The following is a 22,535-nucleotide window of genomic DNA, read 5'->3' on the forward strand; positions in this document are numbered from 1 at the left end:
ACAGAACGATGAACAGTGAATGGCAAACGGACACTGCTTATTCATGTAAATAATAAAATTAGTAAATAGAATTTGTGATGAAAAAACTGATTATCCTCTTTTGTGGTACGCTGGCATTAGCTGCCTGCGGAAATGGCCTTGAGAAAAAAGCCAATGAAAAACTGATGGTTGCCAAGGCTGCCTACGAACGTGGCGACTATGAAGAAGCTAAGTTACAAATTGACAGTATCAAGATTCTGTATCCCAAAGCGTTCGAAACACGTAAGGCGGGACAGGCACTAATGCTTGATGTTGAAACAAAGGCACAGCAAAAAACGCTTGCTTATTTGGATAGCGCCTTTCAGGCAAAAACGAAAGAATTCAACGCCATCAAAGACAAATTCACACTAGAAAAAGATGCCGAATATCAACAAGTAGGCAACTACCTCTGGCCTACACAGACCATTGAGAAAAACATGCACCGTTCGTATCTCCGTTTCCAAGTGAACGAGCAAGGCATCATGAGTATGACTTCTATCTATTGCGGTGCCGGTAATATCCACCACAACAAAGTGAAAGTGATTGCTCCTGACGGCAGTTTTGCCGAAACTCCAAGCTCCAAAGACAGCTACGAAACAACGGATATGAACGAGAAAATAGAAAAAGCTGATTACAAACTGGGAGAAGACGGTAATGTAATCGAATTCCTCCATCTCAATAAAGACAAAAATATCCGTGTGGAATATATGGGCGACCGTACCTATAAAACAACAATGAGTCCCACCGACCGACTAGCCGCAGCCAATGTTTATGAATTAGCGCAAATCCTCTCTGCAATGGAACAGATAAAAAAAGAACAAGAGGAAGCTAACCTGAAAATCGGATTTATCAATAAGAAAAAAGAACGGAAGGCACAGGAGGAAATTACCGATTAATAAAAAAAGATTCACCACAGAGGTGAGAAAATGTTTCCTCCACATCCTCACCTCACTCTTCTATTCAACTGATTATTAGCCTTTTCCTGTTTTGATTTTCCTATTCGTTTTCCAGTTGCCTTCTTTTTACCGGCTGCGGGCTTTGCCTTTCCGGCAAAGGGATTGTTACTTTTTTTGATTGGCATAGACAACACTTATATAAACAGTACTTATATCTGATTCTTATTCCTCTTATTCTCCTTCGTAATATTCGCCCAAAAACCAGCGAGCTACAAAATCCCAGTTTTCCTGCAACAGTTCCTTTCCATTCTCAAACGGGAACTGTGCTTCCGATAACAGCTCATGTTCCATTCCATATTTCAACAAATCAAACGGGCACAAACCTTCTTCACAAAACAGTTCGTATGCTTCCTCTTCTGCTAGTTCAGCATTGTAGAGCGGGTTGTGTTTGTCCGCAAAATATGGGGCTACGTCAGGCCCTATCAACAGACCTTTCGGATTGGCGAAAACCACGAAGTTATCAAACTCTTTTAAATCAGGCAATAGAGAATCTTCTTCATCCTCCCACTTCAATGATTGCACAAAGAAAAATTTCAGCGCATCGTAAGAGTCGAAGTATAAAAGCGGTTCACCTTTGCTTGCTTCAAGGAAACGTTCTACGTTGGTAGGCATTTTTTCTCCCGGCAAAGCTACGGGCAGAGGCATTCGCTTCTTTTGCATCAATTCTGTTTCCAGCAGCCAGTCTGTCGCTAGATAATCACTGATAGGAGCCAATTCGAACGCAGCATCCAAACGGTTATATAATGCATCTGCAAACTCCAGCAAATCTGCATCCATCGGGTTCTCCACTCCGTCAAAATTATCACCGACCGGTGAATTGATTGCCCACAAAAGGAAAACAACATCTTCACGGTTGATTTCGTCCGGCATATAATCATCCGTCAACGTGTAGAAAGGCAGGTAACGTCCGTAGTTCTCCTGATGCCAGTGGATAAACTGGCGCCAGTTTCCTCCATCTGCTACGCAATCTTCCAAATACAGGGCACATGTCAAAGCCACTCGCTTCTGGTCTTCTTCCATTTCTTTCCCAGCATATATATAAGATTCAGCCACCAAAGGCAATAGCTGATTAGCGAAATCCAGATACCAACCATCCGTATCCACCACTTTTACACGACCGTGAGCGTCCAGCCATGCCTGCATATAAATTTTCTTCTGCTTCATACTACAAACGTTTCAAAGCCAGTTTGATAACCTTTTCTACCGGAGCATCCGGTTCTTCCTTCAAGATAGCCAGCACCACCTTCTGCGAAGGCGCGACAGCAAAACCGAGCATTGTCAATGCAGACACTGCCTCTTCCTGCACTTCTGCATTGGCAGGTTGCAGCAACAGACCTACAGAAGCACCTCCGCCGGCAACTCCACCCATCGTTTTTATCTTATCTTTCAGATCGACAATCACCCGTTGCGCAGTCTTCAGCCCGATACCTTTCACCGTTTTCAGCATATTCGCGTTTTCGGTGCTGATTACGTTCACCAGTTCGGCAGGTGAGAGCGCCGAGAGAATCATACGTGCAGTGTTCCCCCCGATTCCGGAAACGGAAATCAACAATAGGAAAATCTCCCGCTCCTGCTTCTCGGCAAATCCATAAAGCACATATGCGTCTTCCCGAATCGCCTCGTGAATATATAGCTTACAGTTTTTCTTTCCCTGAATAGCCGAATAGGTATTCAAGGATATATTGGCGGCATATCCCACCCCGTTACAGTCAATCACTGCGGTTGCCGGACTTAGTTCGGCAAGTTCGCCTCTAATATATTCTATCATAACAGGGACAAAGATAAAACAATTTCACCACAGAGGCTACAGAGGTCACAGAGTTTTTTCAATGCAGCACATCCCCTCCTGATTTGCTCTCATGCGGACTGGCATTGTCTGCTAGTGAAAAAAAATAAAATATTAAAGCGGACAAAGCAAAGTTAGTAGTAAATTGTTTACTTTTGCAAGCAAAAGAAAGAAAATTGTTCATTAAAACCAAGAAAAGAATGAAAAAAGTAAGAGCTGCCATCGTTGGTTATGGTAACATTGGACATTATGTACTGGAAGCGCTTCAGGCGGCACCTGATTTCGAAATAGCCGGAGTCGTTCGTCGTGCAGGAGCAGAGAACAAACCGGAAGAGTTGGCAAACTATGCAGTAGTAAAGGACATAAAAGAGTTGGGGGATGTAGATGTAGCTATTCTTTGCACGCCCACTCGCAGCGTCGAGAAATATGCAAAAGAATATCTGGCAATGGGGATTAATACGGTAGACAGTTTCGATATCCACACCGGTATCGTGGACTTGCGCCGCACACTGGATGCTACTGCCAAAGAACATAAAGCCGTATCGATCATTTCCGCCGGATGGGATCCGGGAAGCGACTCCATCGTGCGCACCATGCTCGAAGCAATTGCTCCGAAAGGAATCACTTACACCAACTTCGGTCCGGGTATGAGCATGGGACATACAGTGGCTGTAAAAGCCGTCGACGGAGTGAAAGCCGCTCTTTCCATGACTATTCCTACCGGCACGGGAATCCACCGCCGCATGGTGTACATCGAGCTGAAAGACGGATATAAAATTGAAGAAGTAGCTGCTGCTATCAAAGCAGACCCTTACTTCGTGAATGATGAAACGCACGTGAAACTCGTTCCGAGCGTAGACGCTCTATTGGATATGGGTCACGGTGTAAATCTCACTCGCAAAGGTGTATCCGGCAAAACACAGAATCAGTTGTTCGAATTTAATATGCGCATCAATAACCCCGCACTGACAGCACAAGTATTGGTATGTGTGGCACGTGCCTCGATGAAACAACAACCGGGATGTTACACAATGGTAGAAATTCCTGTTATCGACCTTCTTCCCGGCGACCGTGAAGAATGGATCGGACATTTGGTATAATATATTTATACATAAAATAATAAATAGAGAAAGGCAATACACCTTTCTCTATTTTTTTTATCTTTGTGAGCATATTACAAAAAACACAATTATGAGAAAAGTATTCATTCTCTGCGCATTTCTATTGCAATACCTGTTGCCTGCCTACCCACAACAAGCCACAACAGTCACCATAGAACCCAATCTGAAATACGGAAAACCTTCTAAAGAAGAACTATCTCTCAGTTCTTATCCCCCGGATACCACAGCCACAGCCATTTATCTATTCCATCAGGGACAAAGTGATTTCATCTACCACGATGGTTTCCAACTGGTCACCGAGCACTGGGTACGCATCAAAATTTTAAAACCACAAGGAGTGTCCTATGCCAATGTTTCCGTTCCTTACTACTCTCCTACCGATAAAGATGAAGGACAAGAAAGAGCCAGTGAAATAGAAGGCTGCTCCTACAACATGGAAAATGGAAAATGTATCAAAACACCCATGAAGCGAGAATCCATTTCTTTTGAGCGAATCAACAACCTGTATAAAATGCTAAAATTCTCTCTGCCTGCCGTCAAAGAGGGGACTATCATCGAATATCACTACAAACTCTACTCCGACTATTTTTCACATATCGACAACTGGATGATGCAGGAGGAACTTCCTATGCTCTACAACCAATACAAAATCACAATCCCTCATGTGTTCATCTACAACATTGAACTCCGAGGAAAAGATTACATACAAATAAAGCAAAAAGGCTCCTCCATTCACGCCACGGAACGTGATGGGTCCAGTGCAGGTGGAGTCAGCAAAGACTTCACCGTTTCTGCACAAGAAACAATCTTTACTTCACGCAACCTTCCGGCTATCCGGCAGGACGAATCCTATTGCTGGTGCCCGGAAGACTATAAAATACAAGTCAGTTTCGACCTGCAAGGAACCCAATTCAGCCCCAATGAATACAAGCCATACAGCCAGAAATGGGAAGATGTAGATCATCAACTGCTAAAACCAGAAAATACACAGTTCGGCAAATATCTCTCGCTCACCAACCCTTTCCGTCCCGAAACCAAACAAGCCTACAACAGCGAAATGAATTTCGAGAAGAAAATCATCTGCGCTTTCCAGATACTCAAAAAGAAAATGGCCTGGAACGGACGGTATCAACTCTACAGTAAAGAACTTGAAAAGGTGATCAAAAAAGGAAGCGGCAGTAATGCCGATCTCAATTTTATCCTTATCAGCATCCTGAAAGACTTCGGACTGGAAGCCTATCCGGTGGTTATGAGCCGACGTTCATCAGGCATACTGCCCTACAACTTTCCTTCCCTTCAAAAACTAAATACATTCATCGTCGCCGTCTACGACATAACCAAACAGAAATATGTATTTTTAGACAGCTCCATGGCTATACCTGCCCTCAATATATTGCCACTCGACTTAGCTGTCAACAAAGCACGCATACTATCCCCCAAAGAGAAAGAAGAAAAGAAATGGGTAAACGTGATGGCTCTTTCCGACAATAAAAGTTTTATGAAGATTGACGCCCGAATAGAGGGAAACCAGGTGAAAGGACATCGAAGCACGGTTCTTTACGGGCAGGAAGCCATCAAATATCAGACAAATGAGAAGCATAAGCAAGACAGCCTCGTTTCGAATCCTGAAAGCAACGGCGATCAGAAAGAAAAACTCACTGTCACCAACCTGAAAGTGAAAAAACAAGAGAATAACTATGCACTGATAGAAGAAGAATTCGACTTCGTCCTGCAAGCCGACCGGACGGACGATCACCTTTATATTAATCCGATGATCTTTCCGCAATTGAAAAACAATCCATTTATCCAGACGGAACGGGTACTTCCCATCGAATTCCCCTATCCGTACAAGTTCACGATGCTGTCTACGCTGACTCTCCCCGATGGCTACGAAGTGGAGGAGCTGCCTCAATCACAAACCATCCGGTCAGAAGAAAACGGATTACAATGTAAATATATGATCCAACAACAGGGAAATACAATCCTGCTCAATTATGTATTCCACCTGAAAAGATACATATTCCTTTCCGAACAATACAAACAACTACAGGAACTCTGGACCAAAGTGATCGAAAAAAATAATTCACTAATCGTACTCAAGAAAATATAAATTCTACCTGTTAATAGAATGATTCGTTCCAATCGCTCCATCCTAAAGCAAATGACACATCGGACATTCAGTCTGTCCTGTGTCTTTATTTGCCTAAGTCTGCACACACTGTCTGTGTGTGCACAAGATATCCTCCAAGATGCCAATTCCGTTATCGTGGAAGCACGCACAGAGGTTCTCTGCAAATCCATGACTCAATCCATAGAAAAAGAGAGCCTGATAATCACCGTCCTCAACCGTAAGGGACTGGATGCAGCGCATTTCTTCTGTGGATGTGACATGTTCCGTTCTTTGCAGAAATTCTCCGGGGAGATCATCAATGCTAGCGGACAAAGTGTACGCAAGATAAAGAAAGGCGAACTTCAGAAAAGTGAATATAGTTCTTCGCTTAGCACGGACGATTATTTCTATTACTACGAATGTAATTATCCGACATTCCCTTTCACTGTGAAATACGAATGGGAAGTGAAGTGCAATAACGGATTGATCGGCTATCCCACCTTTATACCACAAGCATACTTCGACCAAGGGGTAGAGATAGCAACTTACCGCATCGAGCTGCCTGCAGGACAAAGATGCAGATACCGTGAACTGAATACGCAAGGAAAAAAAATCCAAGTAAAAGAATCTACCGGAGCCGACGGGCAGCAAGTGATTGAAGCCACCGCCTCCAAACTCTCTCCTATCGTCAAAGAACCTTTCGGACCGGATTTCGCAGAACTGCTTCCACGTGTCTATTTTGCGCCTTCCGCCTTCAAGTTCGATAAGTCGGAAAGCGATATGAGCAGTTGGCAAAAGTACGGAGAGTGGCAATACCGGTTGCTCGACGGACGCGACCAGCTCACCGAACCTTTCCGCGCCAAGCTGCACGAACTGACAGCCAACTGTGCCACCGAACGGGATAAGGTGAAGACCATTTATGATTATCTGGCCAAAACCACCCGCTACGTCAGCATCCAACTGGGTATCGGAGGCTTACAGCCTATTGCTGCTACCGATGTCTGCCGCACGGGATTCGGCGACTGTAAAGGATTATCCAATTACACCCGTGCCATGCTGAAAGAATTGGGGATTGTTTCCACTTACACAGTTATCAGTACCACCAACGAACGTTTATTACCGGATTTCTCCAGTGCCAACCAAATGAATCACGTCATTCTGCAAGTTCCGCTTCCCCAAGACACTCTTTGGCTGGAATGCACCAATCCGTCACTTCCATTCGGATATGTTCATCAGGATATTGCCGGACACGATGCTTTACTGATTGAACCGGACGGTGGCAAAATGTACCGCCTGCCCACTTATCCTGACTCGCTGAACACGCAGCACATCGCTGCCGACATCACTCTCTCTCCCACAGCAGAAGCACGGATAGAAGTGAACGAAGTCTCCCGGATCTTTCAATACGAAAATGAAGCAGGTATCGTCTATCTGGAACCTAACCAACAGAAAGACCGCATCCGCTCGGGCATCCACTTGCCTCAAGCCGATATCCGAAATCTGCAAATCAGCGAATGTAAGGAGGCAAATCCATCCATCACTTTCCGATACACTGCCACCAGCAATCAATACGGTCATAAGACGGGAAACCGTCTGTTTATCCCCGCCAATGTGTTCCGAAAAGAATTCAGTGTTCCTCCTCTGACAAAGCGCATGTATCCTATTCATATCGACTATGGCTACACAGATACAGATAGTATTCGTATCCAATTGCCAGAAGGCTATGTGATTGAGGGACTTCCAAAACCACTTGACGTGAAAAGCAAGTTTGGCAGTTTCCATTCCGACATTCAGGTGAAAGATAAGAAAATATACATCGTTCACCGATTGTTCATGTCTAAAGGGGTTTACAGCCCAACTGAATATGCGGCATTTCTTGATTTCCGCAAGCAAGTAGCCGGGCAATACAGTGGAAAAATCATTCTAAAAAGAGAATAAGGAGGAAACGCTTTATGGAGAATAAAATATCTTTGCGGCCCAACATTTTTGGCGACTTCACCATTCAAGAAAAGGAACATTGAAGAACAAACGATATAATAATATAGAAGAATGGGCAAATACCCTTAGCCATGGAATAGGTATTCTGCTTGGAATCGGAGTCGGATATTTGCTATTGAAAAAGGCATCCGAAAATATAGAGCCGCAGTGGGCAGTTGCTTGTGTATCTGTCTATCTGGCGGGGATGCTTTCTTCTTATATCAGTTCTACGTGGTATCACGGCAGCCATCCGGGAAAGCTGAAAGAGCTACTCCGTAAATTCGATCATGGAGCTATCTATTTGCACATTGCCGGAACCTACACCCCTTTCACCCTGCTTGTTCTGCGACATGCCGGCGGATGGGGATAGTGTATTTTTGCTTTTGTCTGGCTGTCGGCTGTCGCCGGTTGCATTCTTAGCTTCAAAAAGCTGAAAGAACATAGCAATCTCGAAACGGCTTGTTACGTAGGTATGGGGGCGTGCATATTGATAGCCATGCAACCTTTGTTAGATCATCTGGAAGAACTGGGAGCCACTACCGCTTTTTGGTGGCTGATTGGCGGAGGAGTTTCGTATATCGTAGGAGCTGTTTTTTATTCATTGCGCAAACCATATATGCATACCACTTTCCACTTGTTTTGTCTGGGAGGCAGCATCGGGCATATTATTGCCATCTGGCTGATTCTATAAGGAACGGCAGGTAACAAAAAAAGGCTATCTATCCCAGACAGCCAATCTTTGTTAACCTTAAATCTAATACTATGAAAAACACAGTACAAAGATACGGACTTTCCGATTATCTCCAAATTTTCGGGGCAAAGCAACCCAACTTATAACACGGTTTAATAAAAAGCAGAGGTTCATTAACGTTTAACACAATAAAATTAAAAAATTAACGAATCATTTTTATTAACTTTTTAAATGATTGAATGGCCGTTAAGGAAACTTTTCTCATCTGAAGAGATTGGGTCGTCTACCGGAGTTTCAGAAAACATACACACAAGGTTCAAGTGGAGTATTCAGGGATCCATCTAAAAAATCAGCCTTCTTATTACTGATAAACTACCGTCTTATCGTATGCTTTATTTCCAGGGAAAACGCACGATCGTTAATTATCTAATAACCAGCATTTATCTTTTCTTCTCAAAACTTATTTGATGGCAAAACTCTTTTATATCTAATAAATAAAGTCTTCCTACTTTCTTTTCCTCCTATAGACGTGTCACAACTTCCCATTGTCATGTTACCTATTGGTTTCATCCTTTTTTTTATCTTCGTGGTTCTTCAATTGTAATCATTCTATTTTCCGCCACGACAATTTTATCGGCTGTTTTTCAGCCGATAAAATAAAAATGCCCGCAAGAAAATATTTTTGTTTTAACATTCCGGTTTATAAAAACATGGTAGAAGAGTCTTCTTGTCGCAGTCCTTACCATGAAGAATACATTCGAACAGGTGCTTCAGGTAATCCTGAGGGTCTATGCCATTAAGCTTACAGCTTTCTATCAGAGAGAAGATGAATGCCGAGTTTTCTGCCGCATCCTCACTGCCTATGTTCATACAGTTCTTGAGCAACAGCTTTACCGGTTTCATCCTTTGTTCACAGAGGTTGTTCGATATTTCCGCTGCACCGTCCTTGAGGATATTTCTCAGGGACTTCCACTGGTTTAACGTATAATTGACAGCCTTTCTCATCAGTTCGTTAGCCATAACCTTCGCATCCTGCATCATCATGACCACCTTATGATGGATACTTTCAAGGATCGGTCCTGTAAGCTTCCGTCTTTTCCCCTTTATCTGCTCACCGCTGAGCTTCATGGTGCGGAACAGATCTTCATTCATGAACATATCGCCGATGGAGTCTATTATCTCCATCGCTGTCCTGTCCGAAGGCAAGGCGTCAACCCACAACCTTCTGCAGTGCGTCCAGCATCCTATATGAAGCACCTTTGAGTCTTCTCCATCAAACATTCTGTAAACCGTATATCCGTCAGTGGAAAGGGTCCCCATAAAATGTTCCAGGAACGACTTCGCCGCATCGGATGACCTGCTGCCGTTGTTATAGTGGTAATAGACCATCTTCATATGCTTTGCAAAGAATGCCCATAAGTACTTTCTCCTGTAAGCCTTGCCTTCCTTTGTTTCGACGCCTACAAGTTCGGTCGTCTCATCAACCATAAGATATTCAGCCTGCTGTACAAACCCCTTGAATACCTCTCCGATAAAACCCTTGAGTTTGGCGATTCCGTTATGGATATAGCTGTTCAGTGTGGTATTGCTTATGTGGATGCCCTCTCTGGCAAGCAGTCTTATCTGCCTGTTCTCCGGCATGCTGAAGTCGTATTTCAGACAGAGCAGACGGGCAAGCAGTTCAGGAGAGAAGATGCCTCCAAGGTCTTTCAGCGGATGTTCCATCGTGTTCGCGAAAGTGCCGTCCGCAAGCTTCACCCTTGCCACCTTGTAGACATGTTCCACGTTATGAGCCCTTACATGTTCTATAACCCTGTATTCCCACACATCAGGCATACCGTTGCGGTTCATGAACCGTCCTCCTTCGGGAAGCGTGTAATACTCGTCCACTTCATGTACTACTACTTTGTCAACTTTCAATTTGGTTTTCACGGCACGTGGTGCAGTTTCCTTTCTTCTTGAAGGTTGGCTGTCCTGTGCAGGTGTGCTACCAGAAGTGGTACTGCTGCCGGTTTCGTTACCGTCAGCCTTATCGTTGTCATCATCCTTTCTGTCAGAACCGTCATATTCGGACTTATGCAGTGCAGACTTGTCAAGGTTACGGTTGTTCAGCAGTTTTCTTTGCTCGGATGTACGGCCGAAACGGTGTTTCCTGTTGTCCTCAAGCTGAAGCCTGAGATTGGAAATCTCGTTTGCCAGCATCCTGTTCACCTCGTCTTTCGCTTCAAGCTGCTTTCTCATAAGCTCCATTTCTTTTCGATAGTTCTCGACTGTTACGGATAATTCATTGATTGTATCAACCAGAGCCTTGGAGTTCTCCTTATTGGATTCTTCAATGGCCTTAAACCTCGCAATCAGTTCGTTTACCTGTTTGCGAAGCCCTGCCTTTTCCTCATTCGCCAGACCCAACTGGCAGCAAAGTAACTCGTATGCCCTTTCATCAATCATGATATAAAGGTACGAAAAATCAGGCAGTTACGCAAACTTTTTATCGTTTATTTTTATATCATTTTACTGATAATCAATATATTAATATTAATCTTTTGAACTAACGTACATCTTGTCAACTACAATACTTTCCGTAAGATAGTCCATGTCTGACCATTGTATCCGGTAGCATTTGGAGACCTCATCAAATACCGGTTTCTTGAACTTTCCCATGACAGGACGTTTCTCGTAAAGCACATAAAAACCGCGTTCATAATGAAGTATCTTCACAACCTTCCGGTTACGGGACATGAACATATAGACGTTGGAGGCATCGCTCGGGTCAAGTGACATCTCTTCCCTTATACTCTCACATAATCGGAAAATACCTTTCCGCAGATCAACATTACCGTTGAACAGGTAATAGTTCAGGTTAGCACTCAGTCCCAGCATGTCATCCTATCATTTTATTAAGCAACAAGCTCAAATCAAGAACTGTGGTGTTTCTCAGGAACAGCGTTGCGCCTGATGCCAATTGTAATTTTACCCATCTTATCGGAGCTTCACCTTCGGGCTGTCTCACTTCCATTTTCACGGTTGGACTGTTGCAGGGATTGCCGGTTATCTGGACTTTGGCAACCTTGGGGTGATCAACCTGAACTGTCTTGCCTAACTTCTCACTCCATAGCTGGTGGCGCTGCCAGTTCATGAACTTGTCGTAATTCACTCCATAATCCGCACAGAACTCGCGAAGGTCTTTGGTTTCGCAGCACAGCTGATAGAGGTCGTACACCTCTTGGTAGTTTACTTTTTCTTTTGCCATAATCTTTGTTAGTAATTGGTTATGGCGCAAAGATATGCTGGGTTGCGATGCGTGTCAAGGCGGAAAATAGAATGGTTACTCTTCAATTGATATATTGATTATTTATATTGTATACCTTCTAGTATTTCATTATCTTCACGCCTAAATAATAAATAGTAATGGATAAGATTGCAAAAGATTTTTTAATAAATGACGAATTGGCGCGTCATATGGCCAGTATGTCTGAAGCTATTGATACAATCGACCCACGTGAAAAGAATAAAGTCACTTATTCGGGCAAATTGATAATGCTTGTCACTTTATCAGGTATTTTTTGTGATTGTCAGAGTTGGAATGATATAGCAGACTTCGCCCGTTATAAGAAAGATTTTCTTAGAAGATTCATACCGGACTTAGAAACTACCCCGTCACATGATACATTACGCCGATTTTTTTGTATCATAAAAACGGAAAAATTAGAGAGTTGTTACAGAGAATGGGCCCGTAATATGAGGGGGGATTCACCATCCATAGAAGATTGTGACTGGTCGAAAGTTCAAATTAATGAGGGAAATGATCTTTATACGAATAGACATATAGCTATTGACGGAAAAACGATCCGTGGTGCCATCAATGCTGATAAACTGGTACAAGAGTCAGCGGGTAAAATAACAAAGGAGCAGGCATCAGTAGCCAAACTTCATGTTGTCAGTGCCTTTCTTTCTGATATGAGTCTGTCATTAGGGCAGGAACGGGTCTCAATAAAAGAGAATGAAATAGTAGCAATACCCAAATTACTGGACGACATTGATATACGACAAGGAGATGTAGTTACCATCGATGCACTTGGTACCCAAAAGAAAATTGTAGAAAAAATAGTAGAGAAACAAGCCGATTATCTTTTAGAGGTGAAAGACAACCATTTAAAACTAAGGGAAAATATCGAAAACGATGCAGAGTACTTGCTAATTTCCGGAAGAAAAAATGATTTTATCAAAAGAGCTGAAGAAACCACAGAAGGTCATGGATTTATGGTGACAAGGACCTGCATATCCTGCTCTGAGCCCAGTAGATTAGGGTTCTGTTATCGCGATTGGAAGAATCTTAGGACTTATGGAATGATAAAGACCGAGAAAATAAATATAGCCACAGGAGAAATACAAAATGAGAAACATTGTTTCATCTCTTCATTAGTGAACAATCCAGAGCTTATTCTTAAATATAAGAGAAAGCATTGGGCGGTAGAAAATGGATTGCATTGGCAATTGGATGTTACATTTAATGAAGATGATGGAAGAAAAATGATGAATTCGGCACAAAACTTTTCCACTTTAACGAAAATGGCATTGACCATTTTGAAGAATTATCAGGATGAAGACAAGAAGACTTCGGTCAATAGGAAAAGGAAGAAGGCAGGATGGAGTGATGAGTACTTAACTAATTTGATAGATACCTTTATTAAAGCCTTTTAAATCGTGCGTTTTCCCTGGCTTTATTTCTATTCATCCATCGCCGACTAGAGTTGTCTACCTGGCTGACTAGAGTCGGCGGATTGGACAACAGCAGTAGACCAGGTGGACAACTCCAGTCGGCTTCTTAGATGTAAGCTGTTCCACTGGACCAGATTGACAATGCCAATGCGAAGGTTACGCACAGTGAAGGATGTGAAGCACTACTTCGGTGTTATGGAGCAAACAACGTATTGGCAAATCCTGCAATAAAAGTTGCTTTCGATAATGGTCAGTATGTAAAATCCCGTACAAATCAACTTCACCACTGCAAATTAGGTAGATATTCATTTGTTCGCTTTCCATATCGCTTATATATTGTTTTTTTATCTGTTTTTGGGAATCAATCTCCCTTTTCAACCTGTAAGTTATAAAAAAGATTCATATATTTCGCTATCTTTGCGCCTCAATTTAAAAGAATAGTATGATTTCTGTTGACGGACTAGCCGTGGAGTTTGGCGGCACCACTTTATTTAGTGATATTTCTTTCGTAATTAATGAAAAAGACCGCATCGCACTAATGGGTAAAAATGGGGCGGGAAAAAGTACGCTGCTGAAAATTTTGGCAGGCGTACGACAACCGACACGTGGAAAAGTTTCCGCGCCCAAAGATTGCGTGGTAGCCTATCTTCCCCAACACCTGATGACGGAAGACGGAAGAACAGTGTTTGACGAGACGGCACAGGCTTTTTCGCATCTGCACGAAATGGAAGCGCAGATCGAGAAACTGAACAAAGAGCTTGAGACACGGACGGATTATGAGAGCGACAGTTACATGGCGCTGATTGAAGAAGTGTCTGCCTTAAGCGAGAAGTTTTATTCGATTGACGCAACTAATTATGAAGAGGATGTGGAAAAGTCATTGCTCGGATTAGGGTTCACCCGGAGCGATTTTCAACGCCCGACGAGTGATTTCAGCGGTGGATGGCGGATGCGTATCGAGCTCGCTAAATTACTATTGCAGAAACCGGATGTACTTTTGCTCGATGAGCCGACCAATCACTTGGATATTGAATCTATTCAATGGTTGGAAGATTTCCTTATTAATAATGGGAAAGCAGTTATCGTAATCAGCCACGACCGCAAATTCGTGGATAATATTACAACACGCACCATCGAAGTGACGATGGGACGTATTTATGATTATAAGGTGAATTATTCCCAATATCTGCAACTGCGCAAGGATCGCCGCGAACAGCAGCAGAAAGCATACGACGAGCAGCAGAAGTTTATTGCTGAAACGAAGGAGTTCATCGAACGATTCAAAGGAACATATTCAAAGACGTTGCAGGTACAGAGCCGCGTCAAAATGCTGGAAAAATTGGAATTGCTCGAAGTCGATGAGGAGGATACTTCTGCATTGCGATTGAAATTCCCGCCTTCACCCCGTTCGGGCAGTTATCCGGTTATCATGGAGGGTGTTGGAAAGGCATACGGAGAGAAAGTCGTGTTCCGCAACGCCAATCTGACGATTGAGCGTGGTGATAAAGTAGCTTTTGTCGGCAAAAACGGTGAAGGTAAATCTACACTTGTGAAATGTATTATGAAGGAGATTGAGCACAACGGCACACTGACTCTCGGACATAATGTGCAAATCGGATACTTTGCTCAGAATCAGGCTTCGCTGATGGATGAAAACCTGACGGTTTTCCAAACGATTGATGATGTAGCCAAAGGGGATATCCGGAACAAGATTCGTGATTTACTGGGTGCTTTCATGTTTGGTGGCCCCGAGGAATCAATGAAGAAGGTGAAAGTTCTTTCGGGTGGGGAGCGTACACGTCTTGCCATGATTAAATTGCTGTTGGAACCTGTCAACCTCCTAATCCTGGACGAGCCGACGAATCATCTGGACATGAAAACGAAAGATATCCTGAAACAGGCATTGCTAGATTTTGACGGCACACTGATTGTTGTTTCACACGACCGTGACTTCCTTGACGGACTGGTGAGCAAAGTGTATGAGTTCGGTAATCAAAAGGTGACAGAACATCTTTGCGGCATTTACGAGTTCCTCGAAAAGAAAAAAATGGATTCGTTGCAAGAGCTGGAAAAGAAATAATAAATAATAAAAAGAGAGCATCGGCTGCAGGCGGAATAAAAGTATTTGTATATTTGCAACATTATTTATAACAGGCATTTAGAAAAAAATGGATGAAACAAGGCAGTTATTATGTCAAATAATGAAATGCAAGAATTGAGCGATAAATTACGACGCGGCCTTCAGCTGGCAGAAAAGCGATTGCTGGAGAAAAATGCTCGCAATGGTAAACTCCTTAGTCAGGGAACACCAGATGGAAAAGTAATTTATGTATCAGCAACAGAATTGCTGGAACGTTTGCAAGAAAAAGAAAAGAAATCAATAAAAAAATAAATTCTCTAAAAGAAAGGATGAAAGGGAAGAAACGAATAATAGTAACTCTGCTGTTTTTAATCAACATTATAATGTTGGTGGCAGCCGTTATTCCCCATCACCATCATCCCAACGGAATGATTTGCATGAAGCAGGACTTGCCTATAGAACAGCAATGTCCCACGCATCATCACCCGGGAAACGATTCATGTTGCAGCAGCGAATGTATGACTCGTTTCTACTCTCCCACTCCATCCGTACATACGGATAGCGGACCGAATTACGTATTCATCGCTACCCTGTTCACGGATGTAATCATCGAACATCTATTACGGCCACAAGAGAGACGGATTAAGAACTATTACGTCTATCGAGACTCTCTGCATGGTACGGATATACACCGTACCACTCCTCTTCGTGCCCCTCCCTACTCTGTTTTTGCGTAAAAGCGTAAGTGCAAATCAGTTGCATTTGCGTTACCTTATCTTTGCAACGTACAAAAAACAGTAAAATTTAGTAGGAAAATATCATTATGAAAAAACTTATTTTCGTAGGAATCCTAGGCTTATTCATGCTGGGTTCTTGTCATAATAGTACCGTCACACACACACACAATGAACACGATCATGCCACGGAAGGACATAATCACGAGGCAGAGGGTTCCGATCATTCTCATGAAGGCGAATGTAGCGGAGAACACAATCATGAAGCGGCCGATGGACATAACGAGTCTGCCAAAGCGCACAGTGATGAAATCATCCTTCCGAAAGCAAAAGCTGAAGCAGCCGGTGTCAAGGTGAGCGTTATCGAACCTGCACCTTTCCAGCAAGTGATTAAAACCAGCGGACAGGTGCTGGCTGCCCAAGGTGATGAATCGGTTGCCGTAGCTACAGTGGCCGGTGTTGTATCTTTCCGTGGAAAAGTAACGGAAGGAATGAGCGTCGGCAGCGGCACTCCGCTAGTCACGATTTCTTCAAAGAATATCGCCGATGGTGATCCGGTACAACGTGCCCGCATTGCCTACGAGGTATCTAAGAAGGAGTACGAACGTATGAAAGAGCTTGTTAAAAACAAAATTGTATCTGACAAGGATTTTGCACAGGCAGAACAAAGTTATGAAAATGCCCGCCTTAGCTACGAAGCCCTTTCCAAGAATCATTCGGCTATCGGCCAAAGTATTACGGCTCCTATTGCAGGATATGTGAAAAGCGTTCTTGTGAAAGAAGGCGACTACGTGACCATCGGGCAACCGCTGGTGAGCGTGACGCAGAATCGTCGTCTTTTCCTCCGTGCCGAAGTGTCGGAAAAGTATTATCCATACCTCCGTACAATCAGTTCCGCCAATTTCCAGACTCCTTATAATAATCAGGTGTACGAGCTGAAAGCATTGAACGGCAAACTTCTCTCTTTTGGAAAAGCTGCCGGAGACAACTCTTTCTATGTACCTGTCACTTTTGAGTTCGACAATAAAGGGGAAGTGATCCCCGGCTCATTCGTAGAGGTGTTCTTGCTTTCTTCAACGATGGAAAACGTTCTTTCTCTTCCACGCACGGCACTGACAGAGGAACAAGGTATCTTCTTTATCTACCTGCAACTGGACGAAGAGGGTTATAAAAAACAGGAAGTAACGATAGGAGCCGACAACGGTAAAAGTGTTCAGATCCTGACCGGAGTGAAGGCTGGCGACCGTGTAGTGACCGAAGGTGCTTATCAGGTTCGACTGGCAAGCGCAAGCAATGCCATCCCGGCACATAGTCACGAACATTAAAGCGGCGAGGTGCCGCAGCCGGATTTTCTTGCGGCGCATCTATCAAGTTATTTATAACTCTCAATTAATGAAATATCATGCTTAATAAAATTATACATTACTCCCTACACAACCGGTTGGTTGTAGTCTGCGCGACCATCCTCCTGCTAATTGCGGGAACGTATACCGCCATGCATACGGAAGTAGACGTATTCCCCGACCTGAACGCACCTACGGTAGTCATCATGACCGAGGCCAACGGTATGGCTGCGGAAGAGGTTGAACAGCTCGTCACTTTTCCTGTTGAAACTGCCGTAAACGGAGCTACGGGTGTACGCCGTGTACGCTCTTCTTCTACCAACGGATTTTCCGTTGTCTGGGTAGAATTTGATTGGGGAACCGATATTTATCTCGCTCGCCAGATTGTTAGCGAGAAGTTAGCAGTGGTCAGCGAATCACTGCCGGTCAACGTCGGTAAACCGACACTCGGCCCACAATCTTCCATCTTGGGCGAAATGCTCATCGTCGGTCTGACTGCCGACTCTACTTCGATGCTCGATCTTCGTACGATTGCGGACTGGACCATCCGTCCCCGTCTATTGTCTACCGGAGGAGTGGCACAGGTTGCCGTGCTCGGAGGAGATATCAAAGAATATCAGATTCAGCTGGATCCCGAACGGATGCGTCATTACGGCATTTCGATGGGAGAAGTGATGGCTGTGACACAGGATATGAACCTGAACGCAAACGGAGGTGTGCTCTACGAATTTGGAAATGAATATATTGTGCGCGGTGTACTTTCTACTTCTAAAACAGAACAACTTGGCAAAGCGGTAGTAAAGACAGTGAACAACTTCCCTGTCACGCTGGAAGATATTGCGGACGTAACCATCGGACCGAAAGCCCCGAAACTGGGAACTGCTTCAGAGCGTGGAAAATCTGCCGTACTGATGACTATTACCAAACAGCCGGCTACCAGTACGCTGGAACTGACGGATAAATTGGAAGCATCTTTGAAAGACCTGCAAAAGAATCTGCCACCGGACGTAAAAGTTTCAACGGACATATTCCGTCAAAGCCGCTTTATCGAAAGTTCCATCGGCAATGTGAAGAAATCACTCTTTGAAGGAGGTATTTTTGTAGTAATCGTACTCTTCCTGTTCCTGGCAAATGTGCGCACTACATTGATTTCATTGGTAACGCTGCCTCTTTCCCTGCTTGTTTCGATTCTGACACTACACTACATGGGACTGACAATCAACACCATGAGCCTCGGAGGTATGGCGATAGCCATCGGATCATTGGTAGACGACGCCATCGTCGATGTGGAAAACGTGTATAAACGACTGCGGGAGAACCGTCAGAAAGCAGAAGCGGAAAGGTTAAGTACACTCGAGGTGGTATTCAATGCTTCGAAAGAGGTGCGGATGCCTATACTTAATTCTACGCTGATTATCGTTGTCAGCTTTGTTCCGTTGTTCTTCCTTAGCGGAATGGAAGGCAGAATGTTGGTTCCGCTGGGCGTTGCCTTTATCGTAGCATTGTTCGCGTCGACAGTAGTTGCTCTGACGCTGACTCCGGTGCTCTGTTCTTATCTATTAGGAAGCAATAAGACAAACAAGGAACTGAAAGAAGCTCCCCTTGCCCGTTGGATGAAAGGGATTTATGAAAAGGCACTGACTTGGGTGCTGGCACACAAACGAGTGACACTTGGAGGTACAATCGCACTCTTTGTGGTTGCGCTCGGAGTGTTCTTTACACTCGGACGCAGTTTCCTTCCTTCCTTTAATGAAGGATCGTTCACCATCAATATTAGTTCTCTACCGGGTATTTCACTGGAAGAAAGCAATAAAATGGGACATCGGGCAGAAGAGTTATTGATGACGATTCCCGAAATACAAACCGTAGCCCGGAAAACGGGACGCGCCGAACTGGACGAGCACGCGTTAGGGGTAAACGTTTCTGAAATAGAAGCTCCGTTTGAACTGAAAGATCGTTCGCGCAGTGAACTGGTAGCTGATGTACGTGAAAAGTTGGGTACTATCACCGGGGCAAATATAGAAATCGGACAACCAATCAGTCACCGTATCGACGCTATGTTATCGGGTACGAAAGCGAATATCGCTATCAAACTGTTCGGAGACGACCTGAATAAGATGTTTTCACTCGGTAATCAAATTAAAGAAGCTATCAGTGATATTCCCGGTGTTGCCGACCTGAACGTGGAACAACAGATTGAACGTCCGCAGCTGAAAATACAGCCTAAACGGGAAATGTTGGCTAAGTTCGGTATTACTCTGCCGGAGTTCTCGGAATATGTGAACGTTGCTTTGGCCGGAAAAGTGATCTCGCAGGTTTATGAACAAGGCAAGAGTTTCGATCTGATCGTGAAAGTGAAGGATGATGCCCGGGATGAAATAGAAAAAATCCGCAACTTGATGGTAGACACGAATGACGGGCGCAAAGTACCTTTGAACTATGTAGCAGAAGTGGTATCAGCCATGGGACCAAATACGATCAACCGCGAGAATGTAAAACGTAAAATTGTGATTTCTGCTAATGTGGCCGACCGCGATTTGCGTAGTGTTGTAAATGATATTCAGAAACGCATCGACACATCGGTGCAACTGCCCGAAGGCTATCACATCGAGTATGGCGGACAGTTTGAAAGTGAACAGGCTGCCAGCCGGACACTGGCGCTGACTTCATTTATCAGCATTGTAGTAATCTTCTTGTTATTGTATAATGAGTTCCGTAGCGTGAAAGAGTCGGGCGTCATCTTGCTGAATCTTCCGCTGGCGCTGATCGGTGGCGTATTTGCTTTGGTGATTACAACAGGAGAAGTCAGTATTCCGGCTATCATCGGTTTCATTTCCTTGTTCGGTATTGCAACGCGTAACGGTATGTTGCTCATCAGCCACTACAATCATCTACAAAAGGAAGAAGGTTTGAATGCGTACGATAGTGTGCTCCGAGGTTCTCTCGACCGTCTGAATCCGATTTTGATGACGGCATTGTCTTCTGCACTGGCACTGATTCCATTGGCACTCGGTGGCGACTTGCCGGGTAACGAAATTCAAAGTCCGATGGCAAAAGTGATTTTAGGAGGGTTATTAACGTCTACTTTTTTAAACGGTTTTATCGTTCCGATTGTTTATCTGATGATGCATCGGAAAAAAGCTGTAGCGCGTGATGTTTTTCCCCGGTGATGAAACAAGTGTTTCTCAGTGATGAAACAAGTGTTTCCCAGTGATGAAACAAGTGTTTCCCAGTGATGAAACAAGTATTTCCCGGTAATGAAACAAATAGATGCCTTAGCATAAAGTAACGTTAGTTCGATATAAACTTGTACTATTCCGATTCTCCTCCTTCAGGAAGGAGGAGTCCCCGTAGGGGGAGGTGGTAGGTAAAAGTGTAAATTTATATATTACAGAATAATATGTATTCCTACACCCCGTCCTTCGGACACCCCTCCTTCCCAAAGGGAAGCCATGCGGACGAAGTCATATCGAACTTACGTTAAAGTATCTATCAACAATAGCTTGTAACAAATAAAAAAATTAGAAATGAAACAAATCATGACCATAAGCACTGCACTTCTTTTCTTAACCATAGGCGAAGTGCAAGCCCAAAACGGAATTGAACAGGTATTGAAGAATATCGAAACGAACAATAAGGAGTTGCAGGCAAACGAGCAACTGATTACTTCGCAGAAGCTGGAAGCTAAAACGGATAATAACCTGCCTGATCCTACACTCTCTTACGCACATCTATGGGGAGCGAAAGATAAAAACGAAACAATCGGCGAACTGGTTGTTTCACAAAGCTTTGATTTCCCCAGTTTATATGCTACACGCAACAAGTTGAATCGTCTGAAAGCCGGAGCTTTTGACAGTCAGTCAGATGTTTTCCGTCAAGAGAAACTATTACAGGCGAAAGAACTTTGCCTGGATATTATCATGCTTCGTCAGCAAAAGCATATTCTGGAAGAACGCCTCCGCAATGCGGAAGAACTTGCAAAGATGTATGCCAAACGTCTCCAAACAGGAGATGCAAATGCTCTCGAAACCAACAAAATCAATCTGGAACTGTTGAATGTCAGAACAGAAGCGTCTCTGAACGAAACAGCACTCCGCAACAAACAGCAGGAGCTGAATACGCTGAATGGTAATATTCCGGTAGTTTTCGAAGAAAACCAATATCCGGCTATACCTTTCCCAAACGATTATCAAATATTGAAGTCGGAAGTCATGGCAACGGACCGTACTCTTATGGCGCTCGGCAACGAAAGTCTTGTTGCCCGTAAACAGATTGCTGTCAATAAATCACAATGGCTACCGAAGCTGGAACTCGGCTACCGCCGGAACACAGAAACAGGCGTACCTTTCAACGGTGTAGTGGTAGGTTTCTCTTTCCCGCTTTTTGAAAACCGGAATAAGGTAAAAATCGCCAAAGCACAGGCTCTTAACATTGACTTACAAAAGGATAATGCTACCCTGCAAGTAGAGTCCGAATTGGCACAGCTTTACCGGGAAGCGAAAACACTGCACGCTTCGATGGAAGAATACAGCAAGACTTTCCAGTCGCAACAAGATCTGTCACTGCTGAAACAGGCTCTGACAGGTGGACAGATTAGTATGATTGAATATTTCGTTGAAGTTTCTGTCATCTACCAAAGCTATCAGAACTATCTGCAACTGGAAAATCAGTACCAGAAAGCAATGGCACGGATTTACAAGAGTAAGTTGTAAATAGTACATAAAATCCTTTAGACATGGATTACGCCGAACATACCGCACAGTTTCCCCTCCTTTCGGGAAGGAGGGGTGTCCGAAGGACGGGGTGGTAGGAATACATATTATTCTGTAATATATAAATTTACACTTTTACCTACCACCTCCCCCTACGGGGACTCCTCCTTCCCGAAGGAGGAGAATCGAAATAGTACAAGCTTATATCGAACTTACGCTAATTTTAGGCACGGATTCCACGGATTTTAGCAATATGATTGCCATAAAGCAACAGCGTAATCCGTGTAA

Annotated in this window: 16 protein-coding genes and 1 pseudogene; 12 read left to right on the top strand and 5 right to left on the bottom strand. The window is 43.8% G+C overall.

The window, feature by feature from the left end; translation table 11 throughout:
* Window positions 1-77: 77 nt before the first annotated feature.
* Entirely contained in the window at window positions 78-914 is an 837-nt protein-coding gene (locus tag A4V03_RS13565) for an outer membrane protein assembly factor BamD (RefSeq protein ID WP_065539281.1), read from the top strand.
* A 231-nt stretch (window positions 915-1,145) separates the two neighbouring features.
* On the opposite strand, the gene A4V03_RS13570 is transcribed toward A4V03_RS13565, so the two are convergent.
* Both A4V03_RS13570 and ruvA read right to left on the bottom strand, forming a co-directional pair.
* Window positions 1,146-2,138: a DUF3843 family protein gene (locus tag A4V03_RS13570; RefSeq protein ID WP_065539282.1), complete on the bottom strand. Its 993-nt coding sequence runs from the start codon at window positions 2,136-2,138 to the stop codon at window positions 1,146-1,148.
* A 1-nt stretch (window position 2,139) separates the two neighbouring features.
* On the bottom strand, window positions 2,140-2,742 hold the full coding sequence (ruvA, locus tag A4V03_RS13575; protein WP_065539283.1) for a Holliday junction branch migration protein RuvA: 603 nt from the start codon (window positions 2,740-2,742) through the stop codon (window positions 2,140-2,142).
* Window positions 2,743-2,960: 218 nt separating this feature from the next.
* Here ruvA and A4V03_RS13580 point away from each other — a divergent pair, with 218 nt between their 5' ends.
* From A4V03_RS13580 to trhA, 4 genes and pseudogenes are all read left to right on the top strand, one after another.
* The gene (locus tag A4V03_RS13580; RefSeq protein ID WP_065540429.1) at window positions 2,961-3,860 is read left to right on the top strand and encodes a diaminopimelate dehydrogenase; all 900 of its coding nucleotides are present in this window, start codon (window positions 2,961-2,963) and stop codon (window positions 3,858-3,860) included.
* A 91-nt stretch (window positions 3,861-3,951) separates the two neighbouring features.
* Window positions 3,952-5,991: a DUF3857 domain-containing protein gene (locus tag A4V03_RS13585; protein WP_065539284.1), complete on the top strand. Its 2,040-nt coding sequence runs from the start codon at window positions 3,952-3,954 to the stop codon at window positions 5,989-5,991.
* Between the two features lie 18 nt (window positions 5,992-6,009).
* The gene (locus A4V03_RS13590; protein WP_084081156.1) at window positions 6,010-7,929 is read left to right on the top strand and encodes a transglutaminase domain-containing protein; all 1,920 of its coding nucleotides are present in this window, start codon (window positions 6,010-6,012) and stop codon (window positions 7,927-7,929) included.
* A 79-nt stretch (window positions 7,930-8,008) separates the two neighbouring features.
* Window positions 8,009-8,659, top strand: a pseudogene (gene trhA, locus A4V03_RS13595) (PAQR family membrane homeostasis protein TrhA).
* 687 nt (window positions 8,660-9,346) lie between these two features.
* On the opposite strand, the gene tnpC reads toward trhA, so the two are convergent.
* The 3 genes from tnpC to A4V03_RS13610 form a co-directional block, all read right to left on the bottom strand.
* The gene (gene tnpC, locus A4V03_RS13600; RefSeq protein WP_065539286.1) at window positions 9,347-11,107 is read right to left on the bottom strand and encodes an IS66 family transposase; all 1,761 of its coding nucleotides are present in this window, start codon (window positions 11,105-11,107) and stop codon (window positions 9,347-9,349) included.
* A gap of 87 nt (window positions 11,108-11,194) precedes the next feature.
* Window positions 11,195-11,539: an IS66 family insertion sequence element accessory protein TnpB gene (tnpB, locus tag A4V03_RS13605; protein ID WP_065539287.1), complete on the bottom strand. Its 345-nt coding sequence runs from the start codon at window positions 11,537-11,539 to the stop codon at window positions 11,195-11,197.
* Between the two features lies 1 nt (window position 11,540).
* Window positions 11,541-11,909, bottom strand: a complete 369-nt coding sequence (locus tag A4V03_RS13610) for a hypothetical protein (protein ID WP_065538241.1) — start codon at window positions 11,907-11,909, stop codon at window positions 11,541-11,543.
* Window positions 11,910-12,067: 158 nt separating this feature from the next.
* On the opposite strand from A4V03_RS13610, the gene A4V03_RS13615 reads away from it, so the two are divergent.
* The 7 genes from A4V03_RS13615 (at window position 12,068) to A4V03_RS13645 (ending at window position 22,247) form a co-directional block, all read left to right on the top strand.
* On the top strand, window positions 12,068-13,360 hold the full coding sequence (locus tag A4V03_RS13615) for an ISAs1 family transposase (RefSeq protein WP_065537499.1): 1,293 nt from the start codon (window positions 12,068-12,070) through the stop codon (window positions 13,358-13,360).
* 460 nt (window positions 13,361-13,820) lie between these two features.
* On the top strand, window positions 13,821-15,458 hold the full coding sequence (locus A4V03_RS13620) for an ABC-F family ATP-binding cassette domain-containing protein (RefSeq protein ID WP_065539288.1): 1,638 nt from the start codon (window positions 13,821-13,823) through the stop codon (window positions 15,456-15,458).
* 111 nt (window positions 15,459-15,569) lie between these two features.
* Window positions 15,570-15,770 (top strand): hypothetical protein, encoded by a 201-nt coding sequence (locus A4V03_RS13625; protein ID WP_065539289.1) that lies wholly within the window; start codon window positions 15,570-15,572, stop codon window positions 15,768-15,770.
* A gap of 17 nt (window positions 15,771-15,787) precedes the next feature.
* Window positions 15,788-16,195 (top strand): DUF6769 family protein, encoded by a 408-nt coding sequence (locus tag A4V03_RS13630; protein ID WP_065539290.1) that lies wholly within the window; start codon window positions 15,788-15,790, stop codon window positions 16,193-16,195.
* 86 nt (window positions 16,196-16,281) lie between these two features.
* Window positions 16,282-17,517, top strand: a complete 1,236-nt coding sequence (locus A4V03_RS13635; protein ID WP_065539291.1) for an efflux RND transporter periplasmic adaptor subunit — start codon at window positions 16,282-16,284, stop codon at window positions 17,515-17,517.
* Window positions 17,518-17,594: 77 nt separating this feature from the next.
* Window positions 17,595-20,705 (top strand): efflux RND transporter permease subunit, encoded by a 3,111-nt coding sequence (locus tag A4V03_RS13640; RefSeq protein WP_065539292.1) that lies wholly within the window; start codon window positions 17,595-17,597, stop codon window positions 20,703-20,705.
* 357 nt (window positions 20,706-21,062) lie between these two features.
* Window positions 21,063-22,247: a TolC family protein gene (locus tag A4V03_RS13645; RefSeq protein WP_065539293.1), complete on the top strand. Its 1,185-nt coding sequence runs from the start codon at window positions 21,063-21,065 to the stop codon at window positions 22,245-22,247.
* The last annotated feature ends 288 nt before the right edge of the window (window positions 22,248-22,535 follow it).

The organism is Bacteroides caecimuris, assembly GCF_001688725.2.
Classification (GTDB): Bacteria; Bacteroidota; Bacteroidia; order Bacteroidales; family Bacteroidaceae; genus Bacteroides; species Bacteroides caecimuris.

What these genes read in the sequence shown, in the direction of transcription:
- A4V03_RS13635 (WP_065539291.1), top strand. Translation starts at nt 16,282, where the DNA reads ATGAAAAAACTTATTTTCGTAGGAATCCTAGGCTTATTCATGCTGGGT.
- A4V03_RS13570 (WP_065539282.1), bottom strand. Translation starts at nt 2,138, where the DNA reads ATGAAGCAGAAGAAAATTTATATGCAGGCATGGCTGGACGCTCACGGT.
- A4V03_RS13565 (WP_065539281.1), top strand. Translation starts at nt 78, where the DNA reads ATGAAAAAACTGATTATCCTCTTTTGTGGTACGCTGGCATTAGCTGCC.
- A4V03_RS13630 (WP_065539290.1), top strand. Translation starts at nt 15,788, where the DNA reads ATGAAAGGGAAGAAACGAATAATAGTAACTCTGCTGTTTTTAATCAAC.
- A4V03_RS13645 (WP_065539293.1), top strand. Translation starts at nt 21,063, where the DNA reads ATGAAACAAATCATGACCATAAGCACTGCACTTCTTTTCTTAACCATA.
- A4V03_RS13580 (WP_065540429.1), top strand. Translation starts at nt 2,961, where the DNA reads ATGAAAAAAGTAAGAGCTGCCATCGTTGGTTATGGTAACATTGGACAT.
- ruvA (WP_065539283.1), bottom strand. Translation starts at nt 2,742, where the DNA reads ATGATAGAATATATTAGAGGCGAACTTGCCGAACTAAGTCCGGCAACC.
- A4V03_RS13620 (WP_065539288.1), top strand. Translation starts at nt 13,821, where the DNA reads ATGATTTCTGTTGACGGACTAGCCGTGGAGTTTGGCGGCACCACTTTA.
- A4V03_RS13615 (WP_065537499.1), top strand. Translation starts at nt 12,068, where the DNA reads ATGGATAAGATTGCAAAAGATTTTTTAATAAATGACGAATTGGCGCGT.
- A4V03_RS13610 (WP_065538241.1), bottom strand. Translation starts at nt 11,909, where the DNA reads ATGGCAAAAGAAAAAGTAAACTACCAAGAGGTGTACGACCTCTATCAG.
- A4V03_RS13640 (WP_065539292.1), top strand. Translation starts at nt 17,595, where the DNA reads ATGCTTAATAAAATTATACATTACTCCCTACACAACCGGTTGGTTGTA.
- tnpC (WP_065539286.1), bottom strand. Translation starts at nt 11,107, where the DNA reads ATGATTGATGAAAGGGCATACGAGTTACTTTGCTGCCAGTTGGGTCTG.
- A4V03_RS13590 (WP_084081156.1), top strand. Translation starts at nt 6,010, where the DNA reads ATGATTCGTTCCAATCGCTCCATCCTAAAGCAAATGACACATCGGACA.
- tnpB (WP_065539287.1), bottom strand. Translation starts at nt 11,539, where the DNA reads ATGCTGGGACTGAGTGCTAACCTGAACTATTACCTGTTCAACGGTAAT.
- A4V03_RS13585 (WP_065539284.1), top strand. Translation starts at nt 3,952, where the DNA reads ATGAGAAAAGTATTCATTCTCTGCGCATTTCTATTGCAATACCTGTTG.
- A4V03_RS13625 (WP_065539289.1), top strand. Translation starts at nt 15,570, where the DNA reads ATGTCAAATAATGAAATGCAAGAATTGAGCGATAAATTACGACGCGGC.